A 21357-nucleotide genomic window follows, 5' to 3' on the forward strand; every position below is an offset into this window, starting at 1 on the left:
GGGACGGATCACTCCGTCCCCTGGACCTGCTCCGGCACAAAAGTTACGCGGAGCATGCTCGCGCCTCACCCGGGCCGCATTGCCGGCTCCGCTCATGACTTCTCCGGGCCGGACAGGCCGGCAACATGACACAGGCTCGGGTGCAGCGGGCCTGCTGCACCCGAGGTCTCCTCAAGACAACGGCCGGTTCAGCTGCCGGGCTGCTCCAGCGCTGCCTCGATGTCGGCGACCAGTTCTTCCGGACGGGTGGTGGGGGCATAACGCGCCAGTACTTCGCCATCACGACCGACCAGGAATTTGGTGAAGTTCCACTTGATCGCCTCGGTGTTCAGGATGCCGGGGCGGGCCTTGACCAGATGACGGTACAGCGGGTGCGCACCGGCGCCGTTGACGTCGACCTTGGCAAACAGCGGAAAAGTGACATGAAAGCGCGTGGAACAGAACTGGCCGATGGCTTCGCTGTCGCCCGGCTCCTGCCCGCCGAACTGGTTGCACGGAAACCCGAGCACGCTGAATCCCTGGTCCCGGTATTGCCCGTACAGGGATTCGAGGCCGGCGTACTGCGGCGTAAAACCGCATTCACTGGCGGTATTGACGATCAGCAGCACCTGGCCGCGGTAATCGGCCAGTGACTGCTCGCTGCCATCCAGGCGGGTGGCGGAAAAATCATACACGGTCGTCATGCTGCTTCTCCTCTCGCGGGCGGTGTGCCGCTATAATCCCCAGCAATTTACTCAGGTTTTTGCGAGTGTGCAGCATGTTCCAGCCCAGCCGTGACGACGCCCGTCGTTTTCTGTTCGACACGTGGAAAAAACAGCAGTCCGGCCAGCCCCTGACCGATCTGGAGCGTCTGGCCGCAGCCATCATGCTCGACCATCCGGAATACCATGAACACCTGCGCCAGCCCGAACGCTATCTGGAGCAGGACTGGCATCCGGAGCAGGGCCAGACCAACCCTTTCCTGCACCTGATGATGCATCTGTCGATCGACGAGCAATGCTCGATCGACCAGCCGCCGGGCGTGCGGGCGCTACTGGCCGCGCTGGCCGAGCGTCACGGCAGCCGCCACACCGCCCAGCACGAAGCGATGGACGGCATGGCCGAAATGCTCTGGCGCGCCCAGCGCGAAGGACGTTTTCCCGACCCGAACGTCTATCTCAACATCCTGCGCGACAAGCTGGGCGAGGCCGAGCAGTTCAACCTGCAACGGCTGGACGAGATTCAGTAGCGGGCCGACTGCCGGCGGGAAAACCAGCCGTTGACCCAGGCGGTGGCCCGCTGTACGGCCGGCGCGACAAACAGGGTGATCACGAAGGCTGCCGGCCAGCCTGCCAGAAAGGCATGCGACCAGCGCTCGAAAAACTCCGGCACCCAGCCCAGATTGAGCCAGGTCACCCACAGGGTCATGAAAGTGGACATGCTGAACGACATCAGCAGGGAAAAAATCAGCCGCGAGCGGCGCAAATCGTTCATGACAACCAGATCGTACGGACAGACGGCTTGGCATGTTAGTCAATTTATCTGCCAGATCAAAGGGTAAAGAATCCCGCCCCTGCCCGGTATAATCGCCGCCCATGCACGCCCAGCCTTCTCCTGACATGACCACACCCGCGCACACTCCCATGATGCAGCAGTATCTGGCCCTGAAAGCCGACCATCCGGATACGCTGCTGTTTTACCGCATGGGTGACTTCTACGAGATGTTCTACGGCGATGCCGAAAAGGCCGCCCGCCTGCTGGACATCACGCTGACGGCCCGCGGCCAGTCGGCCGGCCAGCCCATTCCCATGGCCGGCGTGCCATTCCACGCCGTCGAGCAGTATCTGGCCCGGCTGGTGAAACTGGGCGAATCCGTCGCCATCTGCGAGCAGATCGGTGATCCGGCCACCAGCAAGGGGCCGGTCGAGCGGCGGGTGGTGCGGGTGGTGACACCGGGCACGCTGACCGATGCTGCCCTGCTCGACGACAAGCAGGAAAACCGGCTGGTGGCGCTGGCATTCCACAAGGGCCGGCTGGGCCTGGCCAGCCTGTCGCTCGCCAGCGGTGATTTCCGCGTACTGGAAACCGAGGCCGAGCGGCTGGGCACCGAGCTGGAGCGCCTGAAACCGGCCGAACTCCTGGTTGCCGACGACGGCTTTGCGCCGCGGCAGCTCCAGCAGACCGGCGTACCGGTGCGCCGGCTGCCACCGTGGCACTTTGACGTCACCAGCGCCCGTGAACGGCTGGCCCGCCACTTCGGCGTGCAGGACCTGGCCGGCTTTGGTGCTGCTGACCTGAGCGTGGCCACCGGTGCTGCCGGTGCCCTGCTGGAATACGCCCGCAGCACCCAGTCGGGCGAACTGGCGCACGTTGTCGGCCTGAGTGTCGAAGAAGCCAGCCAGTACCTCGACCTTGATGCCACCACGCGCCGCAACCTGGAACTGACCGAAACCATCCGCGGCGAAGCGGCTCCTACCCTGCTCTCGCTGCTGGACCGCTGCGTCACCAGCATGGGCAGCCGGCTCTTGCGCGAATGGCTGCATCACCCGCTGCGTGACACCGCCGCCGTGCGGGCCCGGCAAGAGGCCATTGCCACCTTGCAGGCCTGTCACGCAGACATTCATCTGGCGCTGGACCCGGTGGCCGACGTGGAGCGGATTACGTCGCGTGTGGCACTGCGCAGCGCCCGTCCGCGTGACCTGGCGGCCCTGCGGGCCAGCCTTGCCCAGCTGCCGCAGGTCAAGGCCGTGCTGGCGGGCCTTGGCAATCCGCTGCTGGCTACGCTGGATGCTGCCCTGCCGCAAGACAGTCCGCTGGCAGCACTGTTGCAACAGGCCATTGCGGCGGAGCCGGCCGCAATGGTGCGGGATGGCGGAGTGTTTGCCGCCGGCTACCACGCCGAACTGGACGAGCTGCGCGCCATCCAGACCGATTGCAGCGCCTTTCTGGCCGATCTGGAAGCACGCGAGCGTGAACGTACCGGCATCAGCACCCTCAAGGTCGAATACAACAAGGTGCACGGTTTTTACATCGAGGTCGGCCGGGTCCACAGCGAGAAGGTTCCGGACGATTATCGCCGCCGGCAGACGCTCAAGAATGCCGAGCGCTACATCACGCCGGAACTCAAGACTTTTGAAGACAAGGCACTGTCGGCCCGCGAACGGGCACTGGCACTGGAAAAAGCCTTGTGGGAAACGCTGCTCGATACGCTGGCACCGCACGTTCCGGCGCTGCAAAAACTGGCCCGGGCACTGGCCAGCCTGGATGTTCTGGCGACGCTGGCCGAACGCGCCGCGACCCTGGATTTTGTCTGCCCGGTCCTGACGCGCAGCGCCGAAATCCGCATCCAGTCCGGCCGCCATCCGGTGGTCGAGGCGCAGGTCGAGCGTTTTGTCGCCAACGACACCCAGCTGGCACCGGACCGCAAGCTGCTGCTGGTGACCGGCCCCAACATGGGCGGCAAATCCACTTACATGCGCCAGGTGGCCCAGATTGTCCTGCTGGCCTACATCGGCAGTTTCGTCCCGGCCAGCCAGGCACAGATCGGCCGGGTGGAACGCATCTTCACCCGGATCGGCGCATCGGACGATCTGGCCGGCGGACGGTCGACCTTCATGGTTGAAATGACCGAAACTGCCAACATTTTGCACAACAGCAACGAGTGGAGTCTGGTGCTGATGGATGAAGTGGGCCGGGGGACCAGTACGTTTGACGGTCTGGCACTGGCCTGGGCGATTGCCCGTCGCCTGATTGAAAAGAACCGGGCCTATACTCTGTTTGCCACGCACTATTTCGAACTGACCCGGCTGGCGGCCGATTATCCGATGGTGGCCAACGTGCATCTGTCAGCGATGGAGCACAAGGACCGCATCGTCTTCCTGCATCATGTCGATGACGGCCCGGCAAGCCAGAGCTACGGTTTGCAGGTGGCTGCACTGGCAGGCGTGCCGGCACCGGTCATCCGCGACGCCCGGCGCAAGCTGGCCGAACTGGAGACCCAAGCGGCGACAGGTCAGGGACCAGATCTCTTCATGATGCCGGCGGAACCGGTACCAAACGTCGCATCCACCCCACACCCGCTGGTCGAGGCATTTGCCGAACTCGACCCGGAAATGCTCAGTCCGCGCGAGGCTCTTGACTGGCTGTTCCGCATGAAAAAGCATTTTTGAGAAAGTGTGACAAATTCCCCCCACTGGCAGAAAAAGATGACCTATATTGGCTCCATCGATTGTTGGTAAATCGATGGTTATTAATACCGGCGCACAAAAATCCATGCCATCAGCGAATGGCAACATTACAAGACGCCGGGCCGACATTGAGCGGCACCAAACCTTCCAGACACGCCCCTTCTACGAATAATTGAGGAGTATCCGATGAACATGCTGCATTCACGGGAGAGCAACGATCAGGCAACGTGGTCGCGCTTGATCGCGACCTCACACACCCAGGATGGTCTGACCATTGCCGACATCCGCGCCAAGGCCATGCGCAGTCTGGAACGCTTCCAGCGCGCGACCATGCAACGCATTGCGCTCACCGGTATCAGCCTGCCTCCGGCCATCGAATTCACCGGGACGGAAGAAGGAAACATGGTTGTCGGAGGACGTCACCCCGAAGCCGACCTGATTGATGCAGAAATCTGCTGTGACATCCAGCTGGCCCAGTACTTCAAGGAAGTGGAAGTGGAATTCGAGCTGCTGCGCGCGCTGGAATGCGAAGCGCACGGCACCGCCCGCCAGATGGACGAGCGCTTCCATCTTGGCCTGACCAGTACCGGCCCGGTGGTCTATTTCGGCCGCTGACGAGCCGTCCGGCCTGCACCAGTACTCTTGAACCGGGGCGCGCGCGATGATTGCGGCGCCCTGTGTGGTTTGGGCGCTGCGGTCTGCGACCAGGCCTGCTGCCATACGGCAGGCAGCTCACCCTTGGCAATCTCCCGCCACTCTCCGGGTTGCAACTCCCCAAGCTTCAGCGAACCGACAGCCACCCGCACCAGCCGCAAGGTCGGCAGACCGACCTTGGCCGTCATGCGCCGCACCTGCCGGTTTTTGCCTTCACTGATGATGATCTCCAGCCAGTGCGTCGGTACGGTCTTGCGAAAACGCACAGGAGGCTGGCGCGGCCACAGCTCCGGCTCGGGCAAAATCCGCACCGATGCCGGCTGCGTCACGAAATCCCCAAGATCCACACCTTGCCGCAACTGCTCCAGTTGCTCTGCCTCCGGTGTTCCCTCCACCTGCACCCAGTAGGTTTTTGGTGCCTTGGCAGCCGGGTGGGCAATGGCGTGCTGAAGCGGACCATGATCTGTCAGCAGCACCATCCCCTCGCTGTCAGTATCCAGCCTCCCGGCCGGATACACACCGGCGACCGGCACCCAGTCAGCCAGCGTGGCATGCGGCGGGCTCGCGCTGAACTGGCAGATGGTATCAAACGGCTTGTTCAGCAGGATCAAACGGGGCATGGCGACGGGCAAGCGGGAAAAACGGGCACTCTACGCGAAAGCCCCTTCTCCGGCCATGCCCGGCAATCAGGCCATGACCGGTGCGGTTTGCCGTGGCAGCCGGTACCACGGCTGGTTGCTGAAGCGCAGGCTTTCCGGATAGGGAAAGAAATCGTCCAGAATGCCGGCCCGGATGCGGGTCTGCTTGTTACGCCAGAACTGCGGGCTGAGCAGGTCACGGTGATGCTTGAGGAATTCGCGCCGGACATCCGGATCTCCCAGGAGGAAGCGGGCAAACTCTTCCGGAAACACGTCGTTGCGTGCCACCGGATACCACGGCTCGGCCGCCATCTCCAGTTCCGGAGTGGGTGCCTCGGGAATTTCCCGGAAGTTGCAATCGGTCATGTACTCGATTTCATCGTAATCGTAGAAGATCACTCGCCCGTACCGGGTCACGCCAAAGTTCTTGAACAGCATGTCTCCCGGAAAGATGTTGGCAGTGGCCAGATCCTTGATGGCATTGCCGAACTCCTGCACCGCATGCGCCTTCTGCTCCGGTGTCGCCTCGTCCAGATACATGTTCAGCGGCTTCATGCGCCTCTCGATGTACAGGTGCCGGATGATGATGTTGTCGCCTTCTTCTTCGAGCATGGACGGTGCCAGCTCACGGATTTCGGCCAGCAAGGCCGGATCAAAGCGGCTGGCAGGAAAACCGACATTGGAAAACTCCAGTGTGTCGGCCATGCGCCCGACCCGGTCATGCTGCTTCACCAGCAGGTATTTCTGCTGCACGGTGGCCCGATCGATGTCCTTGGTCGTCCCGAACACATCCTTGATGATCTTGAACACGTACGGGAACGACGGCAGGACAAACACCAGCATCACCAGCCCGCGGATGCCCGGAGCAATGACAAACGTGTCCTGGGAATGCTGCAAATGGTGGATGAAGTCGCGGTAAAAAATGTTTTTGCCCTGCTTGGCCAGGCCCAGCATGGTGTACAGCTCGGCGCGCGTCTTGGTCGGCAGAATGCTGCGCAGGAACTGCACATAGCCTGACGGCACCTCCATGTCCACGAGGAAATAGGCCCGGCTGAAGCTGAACAGCACACCGATGCGCCAGGTTTCCAGCAAGACCGTGTCCAGATACAGCCGGCCGCCGGCATCGTGGCGAACCGGAATGGCAAACGGCCAGACCTGTCCACCGTTCAGTACCCGGCCAAAAACATACGCCGTCTTGTTGCGGTAAAACGCCGAGTTGAGCACCTGGATCTGGAAATTGGCCTCTGCTTTGGGCCATGTCCCGCCATGGAATGCCTTGGCCATGCGCAGGACATGCAGCAGATCCCGGGACAGGTGTGCAAACGGCCGCTGCCAGCCAAAACTCTTCACGATCCGGCGGATGGTCGCCAGCAATCCCAGTTCGGCAGGGTAGTAGCTGCGATAGGTCGGCGGATCGGCCTCGATGTATTCCGTGCTGATCGCTGGCCGCACGAAGATGAAATCATTGTTGAAATAGTCGCGGTGCAACACGCGGCAGAACACCGAGTTGAAAAAAGTCTCGGCCAGCTCCGGCTGCCGATGGTTGGTCAGCAAACCGATGTAGTTGAACTTGGTCTGTGCCCAGATATCGTCATCCAGCAGTTCGGCATGAAATTCGTGCCGCAGCCGCAGGATGGTTTCCTGTACCCGGTCATCGTAAAACTGGATACGGTCGCGAATGGCCTGCTGCATCGCCTGCCAGTCACCGGTTTCAAAAAAGGTCTTGGCTCGTACCGAACAGGCACGAAATAGACCGTAGTGCTTGTTGAAGCCGTCAAGCAGCGCCTGAGCAATCTCGCGTGCCACCGGGTTGTTTTCCTCCGGAATTCCCATCATGCCCTCTGTCCGCCCGTGTGCCCGGGCGCTCCTTTTGCAGTTCGGATTATTTTTGTCGGTCAATCAGTCGCTTGGACAGGATTGATCCGGACTGATGGTGGAGGATTTGCACCGGGGCGGCAAGCCCCTGCCAAAGCTGTTTATTGCAATGCACAACGCCAGCTGTTCATTCGTGCTCGTCCCGGTTTCGCAAAATGACAAAGAGCTGAATTTACGCTGGCAGCCGCCGTTTTTTTTTCGGATAATAACGCCCGGCGAGGAGAAGCTGAAAACAATGACAATCGAGCAAATTCTGCAAAGCCGCCCCGTCCGATGCCCAGCGCACCGACAGCGTCCCGCGGTTTTTCCCTTCTCCGGCATCCGTCAGACCCGGCCCCGTGACCTTCCATGACCTCCGGGTCTTTCATTCCAGTTAATCCAGATGGAGCAGGCATGAGCACGTCCCACATCAAGGTGCCGCAAGGCGGCCAGAAAATCGTTGCAGGCCAACCGGTCCCGAACAATCCGATCATCCCGTTCATCGAAGGTGACGGTATCGGCATCGATATCTCTCCGGTCATGATCAAGGTGGTCGATGCCGCAGTGGAAAAAGCCTACAAGGGCGAAAAGAAAATCCACTGGATGGAAATCTACGCCGGTGAAAAATCCACCCGCGTCTACGGCGGCGATGTCTGGCTGCCGGCCGAAACCATGGCGGCCCTGCGTGATTACGTGGTGTCGATCAAGGGCCCGATGACCACTCCGGTTGGCGGTGGCATCCGTTCGCTCAACGTGGCCCTGCGCCAGGAACTCGACCTGTACGTCTGCCTGCGCCCGGTGCGCTACTTCCAGGGCGTCCCTTCGCCGCTGAAGCGTCCGGACCTGACCGACATGGTGATCTTCCGCGAGAACACCGAAGATATCTATGCCGGTATCGAATGGCAGGCCGAAAGCGATGCAGCCAGGAAAGTGATCGCTTTCCTGCAAAACGAGATGGGCGTGAAAAAAATCCGCTTCCCGGAAACCTCGGGGATCGGCATCAAGCCGGTTTCCAGAGAGGGGACCGAGCGTCTGGTGCGCAAGGCAATCCAGTACGCCATCGACAACGACCGCAAGTCGGTAACCATCGTGCACAAGGGCAACATCATGAAGTTCACCGAAGGTGGCTTCCGTGACTGGGCCTACGATCTGGCCAAAAACGAATTCGGTGCCCAGCCGATCGACGGTGGCCCGTGGTGCAAGTTCACCAACCCGAAAACCGGCCGCGAGATCATCGTCAAGGATGCGATTGCTGATGCCTTCCTGCAACAGATCCTGCTGCGCCCGGCCGAGTATGACGTGATCGCCACCTGCAACCTCAACGGCGACTACGTTTCCGATGCACTGGCAGCCCAGGTTGGCGGTATCGGCATCGCTCCGGGTGCCAACCTGTCGGATGAAGTGGCCATGTTTGAAGCCACCCACGGTACCGCACCGAAATATGCCGGCCTCGACAAGGTCAACCCGGGTTCGCTGATCCTGTCTGCCGAGATGATGCTGCGTCATCTGGGCTGGACCGAAGCGGCTGACCTGATCATCAGCTCCATGGAAAAAGCCATCAGCGACAAGGTTGTCACCTACGATTTTGCCCGCCTGATGGACAATGCTGAAGAAGTCAGCTGCTCGGCATTCGGCGATGCAATGATTGCCCGGATGTAATCCGGAGCCAGTAGTAGCAATAAAGCCCTTGCCAGCCCAATGGCAGGGGCTTTTTCATGCTTCCCGACCCGTAAAAACAAGAAGCCCGATGCTGACTGCAGCACCGGGCTTTTTTGATCGTTGTGTCGAATCAGGCAGCAGCAGTGATGTTGCTGGCCTGCTTGCCTTTCGGGCCCTGATTGACATCGAAATTGACACGCTGGCCTTCTTTCAATGTTTTGAAGCCATTCATGTTGATGGCAGAGAAATGTGCAAACAAATCTTCACCGCCATCATCGGGGGTGATGAAACCAAAGCCTTTGGCGTCATTGAACCACTTAACGGTACCAGTTGCCATCTGAAACACTTCCTTGCTTAATATTGTTGCCTGATCGGGTGTTGCACCCATGCTTGCGTGTTTGCCGGCAGAAATTGCGACCCGTCTGAAGCATTAGCGCAAATCACCTGTCCAAACACTGTTCTTGTTGTACGTGACTATCATGAGAGCGTCAAGCCATTCAGCATAATGGCGGCACCGCTTGAAAAAGTGTTCCGACAAGCCAACATTAAATCTCTCGATAGAGAAAGTCCGCAGTATGTCGATGCCGTACCAGGACGGAACGGATCTTGCTCCGAGCAAGATCCGGACCGCACCTCCCCCCATGTATAAAGTGGTCTTGCTGAATGACGACTTTACTCCCATGGATTTCGTTGTCATCGTGCTTGAGCGCTTCTTTTACATGGGGCGCGAGCAGGCAACGCAGGTTATGCTGAAAATACACACTGAAGGTCGGGGCATCTGCGGGACATTCACCCGCGACGTCGCCGCCACCAAGGTCAGCCAGGTCAGAGACTACGCACGCACGCACGAACATCCGTTGCAGTGCGTGATGGAGGAAAGCAGATGATTGCGCAGGAACTCGAAGTCAGTCTCCACATGGCATTCATGGAGGCCCGCCAGAAACGGCATGAACTCATCAGCGTCGAGCACCTGCTGCTGGCCATGCTCGACAACCCGTCAGCAGCAGAAGTCTTGCGCTCATGCGGAGCCAACATAGACCAGCTGCGCAAGCAACTGACTGAATTCACCGACGAACACACACCTGTCGTACCCGGCAGCGAAGACGTCGAAACGCAGCCCACGCTGGGTTTCCAGCGGGTCATCCAGCGCGCCATCCTGCACGTGCAGAGTTCGGGGAAGAAAGAAGTCACCGGCGCCAACATTCTTGTTGCCATCTTCGGCGAAAAAGACTCACATGCAGTGTATTTCCTGCATCAGCAGAATATCAGCCGGCTGGATGTCGTCAACTTCATTTCTCACGGCATCACCAAGGACAGCGGAAACAACAAGAAAAGCGAACCGCCTCCCGGCCGGCCGGCTCCCAGCAGCCAGAATGAAAACAGCGAAAACGAGCAGGAAGCCGAGGCCAGCTCCGCCGGTGGCGCACTCGAAAACTACACCCAAAACCTCAACCAGATGGCCCAGGCAGGCAAGATCGATCCTGTCATCGGACGCGACCACGAACTGGAACGCGTCATCCAGATCCTCTGTCGCCGGCGCAAGAACAACCCTCTGCTGGTCGGAGAGGCCGGCGTAGGCAAAACCGCCATTGCCGAAGGCCTGGCCCGCCGCATCGTGCAAGGCGAAGTTCCCGAAGTACTCGCACAGTCCACGGTCTACGCACTGGACATGGGTGCCCTGCTTGCCGGGACCAAATACCGCGGAGATTTCGAGCAACGCCTAAAAGGCGTGGTCAAACAGCTGTCGGAAGACCGCAATGCCATCCTGTTCATCGACGAAATCCACACCCTGATCGGTGCCGGCGCCGCCTCAGGTGGAACGCTGGATGCCTCCAACCTGCTCAAACCCGCTCTGTCCAACGGTTCGCTGCGCTGCATTGGAGCCACAACCTACAACGAATACCGCGGCATTTTTGAGAAAGACAACGCACTTTCCCGTCGCTTCCAGAAAATTGACGTAGCCGAGCCGACGGTCGAGCAGACCATCCAGATCCTCAAAGGTCTCAAGTCGCGCTTTGAAGCCCACCATGGCATCAAGTACACCCTTTCGGCCCTGAGCACCGCAGCCGAATTGTCTGCACGCTACATCAATGACCGGCATCTGCCGGACAAGGCCATCGACGTCATCGATGAGGCTGGTGCAGCGCAACGCATCCTGCCCAAGTCCCGCCAGAAGAAGGTGATTTCCAAACACGAAATCGAAGACATTGTTTCGAAAATCGCCCGCATTCCGGCCAAAACGGTTTCCAACAACGATCGCAATGCTCTCAAGACTCTCGAGCGCGACCTGAAAAATGTGGTCTTCGGACAGGACCCGGCCATCGAGGCACTGGCCGCTGCCATCAAGATGGCACGTTCCGGCCTGGGTAATCCGCAAAAACCGATCGGCAGCTTCCTGTTTTCCGGCCCGACGGGCGTCGGCAAAACCGAAGTGGCCCGGCAGCTTGCCTACACGCTGGGCATTGAGCTGATCCGCTTTGACATGTCGGAATACATGGAACGCCATGCTGTCAGCCGCCTGATCGGTGCGCCACCCGGTTATGTCGGTTTCGAACAGGGTGGTCTGTTGACCGAGCAGATCAACAAGCACCCGTACGCCGTGCTGCTGCTGGACGAGATCGAAAAAGCGCATCCGGACATTTTCAACATCCTGCTGCAGGTCATGGACCATGGCACGCTAACGGACAACAACGGCCGCAAAGCCGATTTCCGTAACGTGATCATCATCATGACTACCAATGCCGGAGCCGAAAGCCTGTCCAAATCCAGCATCGGCTTTACCAGCACCAAGGCCAGCGGAGACGAGCTGGCAGACATCAAGCGCCTGTTCACACCGGAATTCCGTAACCGGCTGGATGCCATCATTTCCTTCCGCATGCTCGACGAAACCATCATCCTGCAAGTGGTGGACAAGTTCCTGATGCAGCTGGAGGCCCAGCTGTCCGAACGCAAGGTGGAAATCCAGTTTTCCGACGAACTCAAGCGCTTCCTTGCACGCAAGGGCTTCGATCCGCAAATGGGAGCCCGTCCCATGGCACGCCTTATCCAGGATACCATCCGCAAGGCGCTGGCGGACGAACTGCTGTTCGGACGACTGTCCGAAGGTGGCTCGGTCACCATCGACCACGACGAATCTGCCGACAAGGTCGTGCTGCAGTTTGACCAGGAGGATACCCATACCAGGCAACAGGCCATCACTGAAGATGAAGCCTGAACTTTTACAGATCCGGCAACATGAATCATGCCGCCCCGTGGGGCGGCATGATTGTTTTCAGAACAGTTCTGCCTGTCTCTCGCCTTGCTCATGGGCCAGCAGCCACCGCTTAATCGCCAGCATCCCGTCTCCACGATCATGGTTGAACCCGCCCAGCCCGTTCGCTGCGACCACCCTGTGGCACGGCACCAGCACCGGCCACGGATTATCGCCGCATGCCCGCCCCACTGCCCGGGCACTGCTGTCCAGTTGCCGGGCCAGTTCACCATAGCTGCGGGTCTGCCCGACCGGGATGGCCGCAATGGCAGCCCACACCCGTTGCTGGAACATGCTGCCCTGCGGGTAACGTACGATGGATGGCCATGACTGATGCGGACATGACAGATAGCCATGTACGGCATCCCGTACCTGACAGGCCACAGGATGCTCCGGCGCATGCAGCCCTGTTCCGGCATCCAGGAAATCAATCGACAGAAGGGCCCCGTCCTTCACCCGTATGGCCAGAGTACCTCCCCACGGCATCGGAACAATGCAGTCCAGCATGGTTTGCTCCTCACCCGTAACCAAAGAAAAAGGAGCGGTGCTTGCGCACGCGCTCCCTTGAGTTCTGGCTTGCCAAATCAGGCCGGCAATCAGGCAGCCTTGACCTTGCGGACCAGCTTTTCCTTGATGCGGGCCGACTTGCCCGAACGTTCGCGCAGGTAGTACAGCTTGGCGCGACGCACATCACCGCGACGCTTGACTTCGATCGAAGCCACCAGCGGCGAGTAAGCCTGGAACGTACGCTCAACGCCTTCGCCCGATGAAATCTTGCGAACGATGAACGAGCTGTTCAGACCGCGGTTGCGCTTAGCAATCACCACACCCTCAAACGCCTGCAGACGTTCGCGGTTGCCTTCCTTCACCTTCACTTGCACCACAACGGTGTCACCCGGGGCGAATTCAGGGATGGTTTTGCCAAGGCGAGCAATTTCTTCCTGCTCGAGTTGCTGAATCAGATTCATGATGAACTCCTGTTGTTATCCGGGGCATGTTCCTGCTGATACTGTGCCAGCAGCCGTGCCTCCTGTTTGGTCAGTTGCCGGTTCGCCAAGAGGTCAGGACGCCGTTCCCGGGTTCTCCCGAGCGCCATCTTGAGCCGCCATTTGGCGATTTCAGCGTGATTACCCGAAAGCAGCACGTCCGGCACCCGCACCCCGTCAAAAACTTCCGGTCGGGTATAGTGCGGGCAATCCAGCAGTCCCGTGGCAAACGAGTCCTGCTCGGCCGACTGGGCGTCATTCAAGACGCCTGGCAGCCGGCGCACGACGGCGTCCATCAGGACCATCGCGGGAAGCTCTCCCCCCGACAGTACATAGTCGCCAATCGAGATTTCTTCGTCGATTTCGCTTTGCAGCAAACGCTCGTCAACACCTTCGTAGCGTCCGCACAGCAGTACCAGCCCGTCCAGACCAGCCAGCTCCTGCACCTTGCGGTCAGTCAGCGGCTCGCCTTGCGGAGACAGGTAAATCCGGCGGATACGCGCAGCCCCATCAGCCTGCTGGGCTGCCACGGCCTGTCGCAGCGCCTGCTGCAGAGGTTCGCACAGCATCACCATGCCAGGACCGCCACCGTAAGGCCTGTCATCGACAGTATGGTAGTTGTCCGTGGTGAAATCGCGAGGATTCCACGCATGAAATGACCAGATACCCTGCTCGGCAGCCCGGCGGGTCACCCCGCTCCGGGTCAGCGCCTCAAACATCGGCGCGAACAGCGTGACAGCATCAATCCGCATCAGAAACCGGCTTCCCAGTCGACCGTCAGGCGTCTGGCCTGAAGGTCCACATCCAGAATGAAAGCCTTGACGAACGGAATCAGCGTCTGTTGCTTGCCATCCCGCACGACCAGCACATCATTGGCACCGGTCTGCATCAGGCTGTCGACGACGCCGAATGCCGTGCCGGCCGGATTGCTCACGGCCATGCCGATCAGGTCGGCCCAGTAGAACTCGTTGTCACCGGTTTCCGGCAGGGCTGAACGCGGAATGGCGACCTCGCAGCCGCGCAATGCACACGCGACATCACGGTCATCCACCCCCTCAAGCTGGGCAACCACCCCTTTGGGTTGCGCCTTGCCTTCGACCACCCGGTATTCCTGCCACGAGTCTTCGCGGCCAATCCACCATGTCGGGTAATCAAACAGGCCATCGGCGTATTCGGTATCAGCCTGGATACGAACCCAGCCACGCACCCCAAAAGCGCCGGACACATAACCCATGACGACCAGATCCTGCGTTTTCATGAATCAGTGCGTCCGTTTGTTACTGCAAAATCGAAATCGGGCAAAACGGCTCAGGCAGCCTGCTGCTTCAGCAGCTTGGCCACAGCGTCGCTCACCTGGGCACCGACGCCGGTCCAGTAGGCCAGACGGTCGCTGTTCAGACGGATGCGCTCGGAGCCTTCGGCGGCGACCGGGTTGTAGAAACCCACGCGCTCGATGAAGCGGCCATCGCGACGGTTACGCGAATCAGTCACAACGATGTTGTAGAACGGACGGTTCTTGGCACCGCCGCGGGCAAGACGAATTACAACCATGGTTGTCTCTCTTTTAAAACCGGGTGAACGTGAAACGGCGGATTTTACTGGGCTTTTCCGGCGCAAGGCAAGCTGCTTGCCGACAAAGCCCTGTATCAGCCAGCAGGGTTTAACTGGCTCAGGTCCAGCGTGCAGAGCGTCAGCGAGCGGTCTTCCGGATGGGGCTCGACCCGGAAACCGAGCTTGTGCATCAGTTTGAGCATGCCCTTGTTGCTGGCCAGCACCTCGCCGTACATGGTTTTCAGGCCCTGCTCGCGGGCTGCATCGAAAATCGCCTGCATCATGACCGGACCGATACCCTTGCCTTGCCAGTTGTCCGCCACCACCAGCGCAAACTCGCAGGTTTCGTTGTCGGACTCCATGAAATAACGGGAGACTGCGATCTGTTCCGTCCCGCGGGGCGTGTCGTGCAGCATGACAAACGCCATCTCACGGTCGTAATCCAGCTGGGTAAAGCGCACCAGCAGCTGCTGCGACAGTTGCTTGATACTCGACATGTAGCGGTTGTAGCGGCTTTCGTCCGACAGGTTGCGGACAAACTCCTGCTGCATGTCCGCATCCTCCGGCCGCATCGGCCGAATCTGCACGATGGTACCGTCCGACAGCTTGGCACTGTGTGCCCGGTCAGCCGGATACGGCATGATCGACATATGCCCGAAACGCCGCTCGCTGCCGGCCTCTCGGATCACCACGCGCGCATCCAGCGCCACCACGCCGTTTTCGTCGGCGATCAGAGGATTGATGTCCATCTCCCACAACTCCGGCAGCGCGCACACCATTTCCGACACGCGCAGCAGCACCTGACGAATGGCATCCAGCCGCACCGGCGGCATGTTCTTGAATGCGCCCAGAATGGTGCGCACCCGGGTCTGCTCGATCATCCGCTCGGCCAGATAGTCGTTCAGCGGCGGCAAGGCAATGCTGGTGTCGTTCAGCACCTCGACGGCAATGCCGCCCATGCCGAAGGTCATCACCGGCCCGAAGCTGTCATCGTGCGTCACCCCGACCATCAGCTCGCGCCCGTAACGCGGCCGGGTCATCGGCTGCACCAGGATGCCGTTGATGCGGGCATCCGGCCGGTGCTGACGGGTGCGCTCGAGGATCGCCTCGAACATGGCCCGCACCGCAGCCTCGGTCCGCAGGTTCAGCTCCACTCCACCCACGTCGGACTTGTAGATCACGTCCGGCGAATCGATTTTCAGCACGACCGGGTAGCCGAACTCTTCGGCATACGCCACTGCTTCGGCTGACGTCCGCGCCAGCCGTACCTGGTTGACCGGCAGGTTGAAGGCCGCCAGCAGTGCCTTGGATTCCAGCTCGGACAACACCGAGCGCCCCTCGTCCAGCGCCGTGCGGATCAGTTTGCGCGCCCCGGCCACGTCTGCCGACACTTCCTCGAACTGCAACGGCGGCGGGGTCTGCAACAGCAGGCGCTGGTTGCGATGGAAGGCTGCCAGCGCCCGGAACACTTCCACCGCGGCCTCCGGCGCCCGGAAGTGCGCCACCCGGTGCCGGACAAACAGCTCGCGGCTGGCAGCCACCTTGGTGTCGCCCAGCCACGACAGCAAAAGCGGCTTGTTGCTTTCCTTGCGCAGGTCGACCATCAGCTGCGCCGTATTCAGGTGATCGGTACTGAGCTGGGGCGTGCAGATCACCTGCACACCATCCACGTTCGGGTCGTCAAGACAGGCCTTGACTGCCGTCCGGAACCGCACCGGACTGGCATCGCCAACGATGTCGACCGGGTTGCCGCGCGACCAGTTGGAGGGCAACACATCGTTGAAAAGCTGCACGGTATGGTCCGACAGCGTGGCCAGTTCCACGCCGATGGCGCGGGCCGCGTCAGCCGCCAGGATGCCGGGGCCGATGCCGTTGGTGACGATGGCCAGCCGGTCGCCCTGCGAGCGGTAATTGGCGGCCAGCACGCGGGCGGCCGTAAAGAGCTGCGCGATGGTGTTGACCCGCAGCACACCGGCACGCTCGAGGGCGGCGTCGTACACGTCCTCGCTGGCGGTCAGGTGACTGGAGGTCGTGACCCCGCTCAGCGGTTCGGCGGCCCGACCAGACTTGATCACCACCACCGGCTTGGTCCGGGATGCCATGCGCAGCGCGCTCATGAAGCGGCGGGCATCATGAATGTGGTGCAGGTGCAGCAGGATGCCCTGGGTCTGGTTGTCGTAAACGAGGTAATCGAGGATCTCGCCAAAATCGAGGTCGACGCTGTCACCCATCGAAATGACGCTGGTAAAGCCGATGCCCTTGGCGTCGGCCCAGTCGAGCATGGCAGCGCACAATGCTGATGAATGCGACACCAGCGCCAGGTTGCCGGCACGCACGGTGCCGTTGTAGTTGCTGGCATTGAGGCCGATGGTCGGCCGCATCAGCCCCAGCATGTTCGGCCCCAGCACCCGGATGCGGTATTCGCGGGCGATGGCCAGCGATTCCTGCATCACTTCGTGCGCCAGCGGGTCGGCGTCGCCGAATTCCTTGGCAAACAGCACGGCCTTGACGCCTTTTTTGCCACACTCCTTCATGATGCCCGGCCACGTCCGCACGGCAGTGGTGACGACGGCCAGATCGATCGGCGCTTCGATCGAGCGCACCGAACTGACAGCCGGCATGCCGCCCACGACCCGGTGGTTCAGGTTGACCGGATACAGCCGGCCCTTGAAGCCACCCGCCAGCAGGTTGGCAAAGACCGCCTGCCCCACCGAGCCTGGGGTTTCACTGGCGCCGATCACGGCAACCGTTTTGGGCGACAGCAGGGGGGTAAGGTAGTGCGGTTTCATGACGATTTTCCCAGAGCAGCACAAAGGCATCATACGATGCCAAAGGTATGGTTATTTTACCGGTTGATGAATACCGCAACACAACCGGTCCGTGCTTGCGCCCTGTCAACCTGCGCCCGGCAACCGGAGCAGGCCGGGACGGGCATGTCGTTTTTTTGCTAAAGTGGCGCGGTTTTCTATTGCAGATTTAGGCAGATATTGCCTTTAGCGGAGACTACCATCATGACCCGTGTCGTGACTCTGGCCCACTATTACACGGCACCCGACATCCAGCGCATGGCCGACAAGGTTGGCGACAGTCTGGAACTGTCCCTGTTTGCCCGCGATGCCGAAGCGGACATCATCGTTTTTGCCGGTGTCCGTTTCATGGCTGAAACCGCCAGGATCCTCAACCCGGAGGCCACGGTCATCCTGCCCGACGCCGGCTCCACCTGTTCACTGGTCACCCAGACCGACGTGGCCGCCCTCAAGGCCTGGCGCGAACGTTACCCCGACCATGTGCACGTGTCGTACATCAACTCGTCAGCCGAACACAAGGCACTGTCGGACTGGATCGTCACCAGTCGCAACGTCGACGACATCATTGCCCACCTGTACGCCGAGGGCAAAAAGGTCATTTTCTCGCCCGACCGCAACATGGGCGCCTACCTGAACTTCCAGTACGGCTACGACATGCCGCTCTGGACCGCCGTGTGCGAAGTACACGACAAGTTCAACGAAGCTGCGCTGGATGAAGCCCTGGCATCCGTATCCGGCGAAAGCTTCCTGATCGCCCACCCGGAAAGCCCGTTGCCGGTGCTCAAGCGTGCCGATTACGTCGGCTCGACCTCCGGCATGCTCAACTGGATCAGGCAATACCAGGGCAGCCCGCAATCCGTGATCTTCGTCGCCACCGAAGACGGCATCCTGTACAACATGCACGAAGCCCGTCCGGACCTCGACCTGCGGCAGGCACCGATTTACACCGGCTGCCAGTGCAACTCCTGTCCTTACATGAAGCTCAACACGGTCGACGCAGTACGTCGCGCCCAGGCAGGGGAAGGCACGGTGATCGATTACCTGACTCCGGCACAGATGGATGCTGCCCGCCTGCCGATCGAACGCATGCTGGAATTCAGCAGTCGCTATCAAGGGGCCTGACCGGCAAAGGGGGACGGAACATGAGGTTTTTGCTGAGTAACGATGACGGTTATTTCGCCCCGGGCATCGAGGCCCTGGCAGCCGGGCTGGCAACACTGGGCACGGTAACGGTGGTCGCCCCCGAGCGGGACCGCAGCGGTGCATCCAACTCCCTGACACTGGATCGCCCCCTGATGCTGCGCCGGGCACCCAACGGTTTTTATTTCGTCAACGGCACGCCCACCGACTGCGTGCATCTGGCCGTCACCGGCATGCTCGACCAGCAACCGGACATGGTGATCTCCGGCATCAACCACGGAGCCAACATGGGTGACGACACCGTGTACTCCGGTACGGTGGCCGCCGCGACCGAGGGCTTCCTGCTCGGTGTGCCGTCGCTGGCTGTTTCGCTGGCCGCCAAGCCTGGCGAGCACCTCGACACGGCCGTACAGGTCACGCTCGACATCGTGCAGCGGATGATGGACCGGCCATTCACCGAACCCACCTTGCTCAACATCAACGTGCCGGACCGGCCGTTCCACGAGCTGCGAGGCACGGTTGCCACCCGTCTGGGCCGGCGTCACCATGCCGAGCCGGTGGTCAAAAGCGTCAACCCGCGTGGTGACGTGGTTTACTGGGTCGGCGCCGCCGGCCCGGCGCAGGACGCCGGGGAAGGCACCGACTTTCATGCCGTGCGAGAAGGGTTTGTCTCAGTCACCCCGCTGTCGATCGACCTGACGGGATACCGGCAACTGGCGGAGCTTCCGGCATGGCTCAATCCCTGACCCAACGCTCTGCCGTCACCGGCAGCGGCCTGACGTCCGACCGGACCCGGCGCCGCATGATCGAGCGCCTGCAGGAACAGGGCATCCGTGACGAACGGGTGCTTGCTGCGCTCTATGCCGTACCGCGCCACCTGTTTGTCGATCCGGCACTGGCCAGCCGTGCCTATGACGACACGGCCCTGCCGCTGGGTCATGGCCAGACCATTTCCCAACCCCTGATCGTGGCACGCATGATCGAACTGCTGCTGGAAGGCCGCACACCCGGGCGCGTACTGGAAGTCGGTACTGGCTGCGGTTACCAGGCCGCCGTGTTGTCGCGGCTGTTTCCCGAGGTGTATTCCGTCGAACGGATCGCCGCCCTGCTGGACAAGGCCCGGCTCAACCTGCGTGCTGCGCGCATGGTGACACCACGGCTGGTACATACCGACGGCCGGCAGGGCCTGCCCGAGGCTGCGCCCTTTGACAGCATCATCGTGGCGGCAGCGGCACCGGCCATTCCGGACGAGCTGACCAACCAGCTGGCAGCCAACGGCCGGCTGGTTCTTCCGGTCGGCAATGATCTCGAACAGCACCTGTGGATGATCGAACGCACCGCCAGCGGACTACGGCGCCAGAAGCTGGATCCGGTGAAATTTGTCCCGCTGCTGTCCGGTCGCCAGTGAAAAATAGTTCAATAAAATTCAGCAAATGCTAATTTTGTTCTGGACATATCCGGGGTGCTTGTTTAAACCTAATTTACTAGAAGGTTAGGATGATGTTTTTGGCCTGCAAACGTGTCGCTCGATTCGCCTGGTGTGGCGGTGTACTGCTCCTGTCCGGATGCAGTGCACTGGAACAACCCGCCGCACCGATTGTCCAGCATGGGAATGCCGGACAACAGGCTGATGCAGCCCCGCGCCCCGTCACGGAAGCCAGTACGGCCTATGCCGCACCGGCAGCCAGCCGGATTACTCCGGTCGGTTCAACGCCTGTCGGTGAAAATGCCACCGCCGGGCAGGCAGACATGACCGGATTACCGGAAACCTATACCGTCAAACCGGGTGACAACCTGTTCAGGATTGCACTGAATCACGGCATGGGCTACCGGGAGCTGGCTGAACTGAACGGCATCAGCAATCCGGCTGACATCAAGGTAGGCCAGACGCTGCGGATCCAGGTCAAGGGCGACGGTCGTGCACCGACAGCTGCCAGTCCGCAGGCAGACAGCAGCCAGCAACCTGCAGGGGTGTCTGCTGCACCGGTTTATGCCACAGGGGCGACCCAGAGCGGTGACGGTAGCATCAAACAACATCCTAAAGGACTGAAACTGCCGTATTCACCCGCAGCAGCCGAGCAATTGGCACGGGAAAGCCAGACGGCCGGCAATACCGCACCTTCGGGTGCAACGGCCACACCGGACAAACCCACTGCACCCCAGGGAGACAAAACTGCCAACAAGCCTGTACCGGAACCAGCCGGCAAAACGGATACCCGTCCTGCCGCCCCGCGCGCAGCCGATGCCGATACGCCCGAGAGCGGCTGGCAGTGGCCTGTAAGCGGATCACCGTCAAAATATGACGAGAGAACCAAAGGGGTAGACATTCCAGGCAAAATGGGTCAGCCTGTTCAGGCTGCTGCCGACGGCAAGGTGGTCTACAGCGGCACAGGATTACGAGGCTACGGAAAACTCATCATCATCAAGCACAACAAGGCTTTCCTGAGCGCCTACGCACATAACAACACCCTCTTGGTCAAAGAGGGACAGGCGGTCCGGAAAGGCCAGAAAATTGCCGAAATGGGCAACTCGGACGCAGACAAGACCAAACTGCACTTCGAATTGCGCCGCTACGGCAAACCGGTCGATCCATATAACTACATGCCGCAGCTCTGAGCCCGCACTCGCCGGAGCCTGACTGGCAGAGGGAAA

General features: G+C 60.7%; 22 protein-coding genes. 11 read left to right on the forward strand and 11 right to left on the reverse strand.

What is annotated here, in order from left to right; translation table 11 throughout:
- Positions 1 to 188: 188 nt before the first annotated feature.
- Positions 189 to 683 (reverse strand): glutathione peroxidase, encoded by a 495-nt coding sequence (locus G542_RS0107605; RefSeq protein ID WP_012695911.1) that lies wholly within the window; start codon positions 681 to 683, stop codon positions 189 to 191.
- 74 nt (positions 684 to 757) lie between these two features.
- On the opposite strand from G542_RS0107605, the gene G542_RS0107610 reads away from it, so the two are divergent.
- Entirely contained in the window at positions 758 to 1228 is a 471-nt protein-coding gene (locus G542_RS0107610) for a DUF1841 family protein (RefSeq protein WP_012695910.1), read from the forward strand.
- On the opposite strand, the gene G542_RS0107615 is transcribed toward G542_RS0107610, so the two are convergent.
- On the reverse strand, positions 1222 to 1473 hold the full coding sequence (locus G542_RS0107615; protein ID WP_012695909.1) for a DUF2798 domain-containing protein: 252 nt from the start codon (positions 1471 to 1473) through the stop codon (positions 1222 to 1224). The two genes, G542_RS0107610 and G542_RS0107615, sit on opposite strands and share 7 nt — an antisense overlap.
- 125 nt (positions 1474 to 1598) lie before the next feature.
- On the opposite strand from G542_RS0107615, the gene mutS reads away from it, so the two are divergent.
- Positions 1599 to 4148, forward strand: a complete 2550-nt coding sequence (gene mutS / locus G542_RS0107620; protein ID WP_034985283.1) for a DNA mismatch repair protein MutS — start codon at positions 1599 to 1601, stop codon at positions 4146 to 4148.
- 204 nt (positions 4149 to 4352) lie between these two features.
- Complete coding sequence (locus G542_RS0107625) at positions 4353 to 4781, forward strand: hypothetical protein (RefSeq protein ID WP_012695861.1); 429 nt, start codon at positions 4353 to 4355, stop codon at positions 4779 to 4781.
- Here the strand turns inward: G542_RS0107625 and G542_RS0107630 are convergent.
- Both G542_RS0107630 and aceK read right to left on the reverse strand, forming a co-directional pair.
- Positions 4766 to 5440, reverse strand: coding sequence for a pseudouridine synthase (locus G542_RS0107630; RefSeq protein ID WP_012695860.1), 675 nt, complete (start codon positions 5438 to 5440; stop codon positions 4766 to 4768). The two genes, G542_RS0107625 and G542_RS0107630, sit on opposite strands and share 16 nt — an antisense overlap.
- Positions 5441 to 5506: 66 nt before the next feature.
- Positions 5507 to 7291 carry a bifunctional isocitrate dehydrogenase kinase/phosphatase gene (gene aceK, locus G542_RS16285; RefSeq protein WP_051189976.1) on the reverse strand — a complete coding sequence of 595 codons (1785 nt, stop codon included), beginning with the start codon at positions 7289 to 7291 and terminating at the stop codon, positions 5507 to 5509.
- Positions 7292 to 7388: 97 nt separating this feature from the next.
- Between aceK and G542_RS0107640 the strand changes: the two genes are divergently transcribed.
- Both G542_RS0107640 and icd read left to right on the forward strand, forming a co-directional pair.
- Positions 7389 to 7685 (forward strand): hypothetical protein, encoded by a 297-nt coding sequence (locus G542_RS0107640; RefSeq protein WP_027823812.1) that lies wholly within the window; start codon positions 7389 to 7391, stop codon positions 7683 to 7685.
- Between the two features lie 41 nt (positions 7686 to 7726).
- Positions 7727 to 8971 (forward strand): NADP-dependent isocitrate dehydrogenase, encoded by a 1245-nt coding sequence (icd, locus tag G542_RS0107645; protein ID WP_027823813.1) that lies wholly within the window; start codon positions 7727 to 7729, stop codon positions 8969 to 8971.
- Between the two features lie 130 nt (positions 8972 to 9101).
- Here the strand turns inward: icd and cspE are convergent, their stop codons facing one another.
- Positions 9102 to 9308, reverse strand: coding sequence for a transcription antiterminator/RNA stability regulator CspE (gene cspE / locus G542_RS17995; RefSeq protein WP_012695856.1), 207 nt, complete (start codon positions 9306 to 9308; stop codon positions 9102 to 9104).
- Positions 9309 to 9546: 238 nt separating this feature from the next.
- On the opposite strand from cspE, the gene clpS reads away from it, so the two are divergent.
- Complete coding sequence (gene clpS / locus G542_RS0107655) at positions 9547 to 9858, forward strand: ATP-dependent Clp protease adapter ClpS (RefSeq protein ID WP_012695855.1); 312 nt, start codon at positions 9547 to 9549, stop codon at positions 9856 to 9858.
- A complete protein-coding gene (gene clpA / locus G542_RS0107660) occupies positions 9855 to 12185 on the forward strand; it encodes an ATP-dependent Clp protease ATP-binding subunit ClpA (RefSeq protein ID WP_012695854.1) in 2331 nt (776 codons plus the stop codon). The genes clpS and clpA overlap by 4 nt, the downstream gene beginning before the upstream one ends.
- Before the next feature lie 57 nt (positions 12186 to 12242).
- Here clpA and G542_RS0107665 read toward each other — a convergent pair whose 3' ends face one another.
- From G542_RS0107665 to G542_RS0107690, 6 genes are all read right to left on the reverse strand, one after another.
- A complete protein-coding gene (locus G542_RS0107665) occupies positions 12243 to 12728 on the reverse strand; it encodes a methylated-DNA--[protein]-cysteine S-methyltransferase (protein ID WP_027823815.1) in 486 nt (161 codons plus the stop codon).
- 89 nt (positions 12729 to 12817) lie between these two features.
- Positions 12818 to 13189: a 50S ribosomal protein L19 gene (rplS, locus tag G542_RS0107670; RefSeq protein WP_012695852.1), complete on the reverse strand. Its 372-nt coding sequence runs from the start codon at positions 13187 to 13189 to the stop codon at positions 12818 to 12820.
- Positions 13186 to 13959: a tRNA (guanosine(37)-N1)-methyltransferase TrmD gene (gene trmD / locus G542_RS0107675; RefSeq protein ID WP_027823816.1), complete on the reverse strand. Its 774-nt coding sequence runs from the start codon at positions 13957 to 13959 to the stop codon at positions 13186 to 13188. The genes rplS and trmD overlap by 4 nt, the downstream gene beginning before the upstream one ends.
- Positions 13959 to 14465, reverse strand: a complete 507-nt coding sequence (gene rimM / locus G542_RS0107680; protein ID WP_012695850.1) for a ribosome maturation factor RimM — start codon at positions 14463 to 14465, stop codon at positions 13959 to 13961. Before rimM ends, trmD begins: the two co-directional genes overlap by 1 nt.
- Positions 14466 to 14515: 50 nt before the next feature.
- Positions 14516 to 14758, reverse strand: a complete 243-nt coding sequence (gene rpsP / locus G542_RS0107685) for a 30S ribosomal protein S16 (RefSeq protein ID WP_012695849.1) — start codon at positions 14756 to 14758, stop codon at positions 14516 to 14518.
- Between the two features lie 95 nt (positions 14759 to 14853).
- On the reverse strand, positions 14854 to 17547 hold the full coding sequence (locus G542_RS0107690) for a bifunctional acetate--CoA ligase family protein/GNAT family N-acetyltransferase (RefSeq protein ID WP_027823817.1): 2694 nt from the start codon (positions 17545 to 17547) through the stop codon (positions 14854 to 14856).
- A gap of 222 nt (positions 17548 to 17769) precedes the next feature.
- Between G542_RS0107690 and nadA the strand changes: the two genes are divergently transcribed.
- From nadA to G542_RS0107710, 4 genes are all read left to right on the forward strand, one after another.
- Positions 17770 to 18687 carry a quinolinate synthase NadA gene (nadA, locus tag G542_RS0107695; RefSeq protein WP_027823818.1) on the forward strand — a complete coding sequence of 306 codons (918 nt, stop codon included), beginning with the start codon at positions 17770 to 17772 and terminating at the stop codon, positions 18685 to 18687.
- 20 nt (positions 18688 to 18707) lie between these two features.
- Positions 18708 to 19451 carry a 5'/3'-nucleotidase SurE gene (gene surE / locus G542_RS0107700; RefSeq protein WP_027823819.1) on the forward strand — a complete coding sequence of 248 codons (744 nt, stop codon included), beginning with the start codon at positions 18708 to 18710 and terminating at the stop codon, positions 19449 to 19451.
- Complete coding sequence (locus G542_RS0107705) at positions 19436 to 20113, forward strand: protein-L-isoaspartate(D-aspartate) O-methyltransferase (protein ID WP_027823820.1); 678 nt, start codon at positions 19436 to 19438, stop codon at positions 20111 to 20113. Before surE ends, G542_RS0107705 begins: the two co-directional genes overlap by 16 nt.
- Positions 20114 to 20202: 89 nt before the next feature.
- Positions 20203 to 21321, forward strand: coding sequence for a peptidoglycan DD-metalloendopeptidase family protein (locus tag G542_RS0107710; RefSeq protein ID WP_012695843.1), 1119 nt, complete (start codon positions 20203 to 20205; stop codon positions 21319 to 21321).
- The last annotated feature ends 36 nt before the right edge of the window (positions 21322 to 21357 follow it).

The organism is Laribacter hongkongensis DSM 14985 (assembly GCF_000423285.1).
Taxonomy (GTDB): domain Bacteria; phylum Pseudomonadota; class Gammaproteobacteria; order Burkholderiales; family Aquaspirillaceae; genus Laribacter; species Laribacter hongkongensis.

Coding starts and splice junctions, on each gene's coding strand:
- clpS (WP_012695855.1), top strand. CDS start 9,547: ATGTCGATGCCGTACCAGGACGGAACGGATCTTGCTCCGAGCAAGATC.
- G542_RS0107640 (WP_027823812.1), top strand. CDS start 7,389: ATGGTGGAGGATTTGCACCGGGGCGGCAAGCCCCTGCCAAAGCTGTTT.
- nadA (WP_027823818.1), top strand. CDS start 17,770: ATGACCCGTGTCGTGACTCTGGCCCACTATTACACGGCACCCGACATC.
- aceK (WP_051189976.1), bottom strand. CDS start 7,291: ATGGGAATTCCGGAGGAAAACAACCCGGTGGCACGCGAGATTGCTCAG.
- G542_RS0107625 (WP_012695861.1), top strand. CDS start 4,353: ATGAACATGCTGCATTCACGGGAGAGCAACGATCAGGCAACGTGGTCG.
- G542_RS0107605 (WP_012695911.1), bottom strand. CDS start 683: ATGACGACCGTGTATGATTTTTCCGCCACCCGCCTGGATGGCAGCGAG.
- G542_RS0107710 (WP_012695843.1), top strand. CDS start 20,203: ATGATGTTTTTGGCCTGCAAACGTGTCGCTCGATTCGCCTGGTGTGGC.
- G542_RS0107690 (WP_027823817.1), bottom strand. CDS start 17,547: ATGAAACCGCACTACCTTACCCCCCTGCTGTCGCCCAAAACGGTTGCC.
- G542_RS0107630 (WP_012695860.1), bottom strand. CDS start 5,440: ATGCCCCGTTTGATCCTGCTGAACAAGCCGTTTGATACCATCTGCCAG.
- G542_RS0107705 (WP_027823820.1), top strand. CDS start 19,436: ATGGCTCAATCCCTGACCCAACGCTCTGCCGTCACCGGCAGCGGCCTG.
- rimM (WP_012695850.1), bottom strand. CDS start 14,465: ATGAAAACGCAGGATCTGGTCGTCATGGGTTATGTGTCCGGCGCTTTT.
- cspE (WP_012695856.1), bottom strand. CDS start 9,308: ATGGCAACTGGTACCGTTAAGTGGTTCAATGACGCCAAAGGCTTTGGT.
- rpsP (WP_012695849.1), bottom strand. CDS start 14,758: ATGGTTGTAATTCGTCTTGCCCGCGGCGGTGCCAAGAACCGTCCGTTC.
- clpA (WP_012695854.1), top strand. CDS start 9,855: ATGATTGCGCAGGAACTCGAAGTCAGTCTCCACATGGCATTCATGGAG.
- G542_RS0107615 (WP_012695909.1), bottom strand. CDS start 1,473: ATGAACGATTTGCGCCGCTCGCGGCTGATTTTTTCCCTGCTGATGTCG.
- mutS (WP_034985283.1), top strand. CDS start 1,599: ATGACCACACCCGCGCACACTCCCATGATGCAGCAGTATCTGGCCCTG.
- icd (WP_027823813.1), top strand. CDS start 7,727: ATGAGCACGTCCCACATCAAGGTGCCGCAAGGCGGCCAGAAAATCGTT.
- G542_RS0107665 (WP_027823815.1), bottom strand. CDS start 12,728: ATGCTGGACTGCATTGTTCCGATGCCGTGGGGAGGTACTCTGGCCATA.
- surE (WP_027823819.1), top strand. CDS start 18,708: ATGAGGTTTTTGCTGAGTAACGATGACGGTTATTTCGCCCCGGGCATC.
- G542_RS0107610 (WP_012695910.1), top strand. CDS start 758: ATGTTCCAGCCCAGCCGTGACGACGCCCGTCGTTTTCTGTTCGACACG.
- rplS (WP_012695852.1), bottom strand. CDS start 13,189: ATGAATCTGATTCAGCAACTCGAGCAGGAAGAAATTGCTCGCCTTGGC.
- trmD (WP_027823816.1), bottom strand. CDS start 13,959: ATGCGGATTGATGCTGTCACGCTGTTCGCGCCGATGTTTGAGGCGCTG.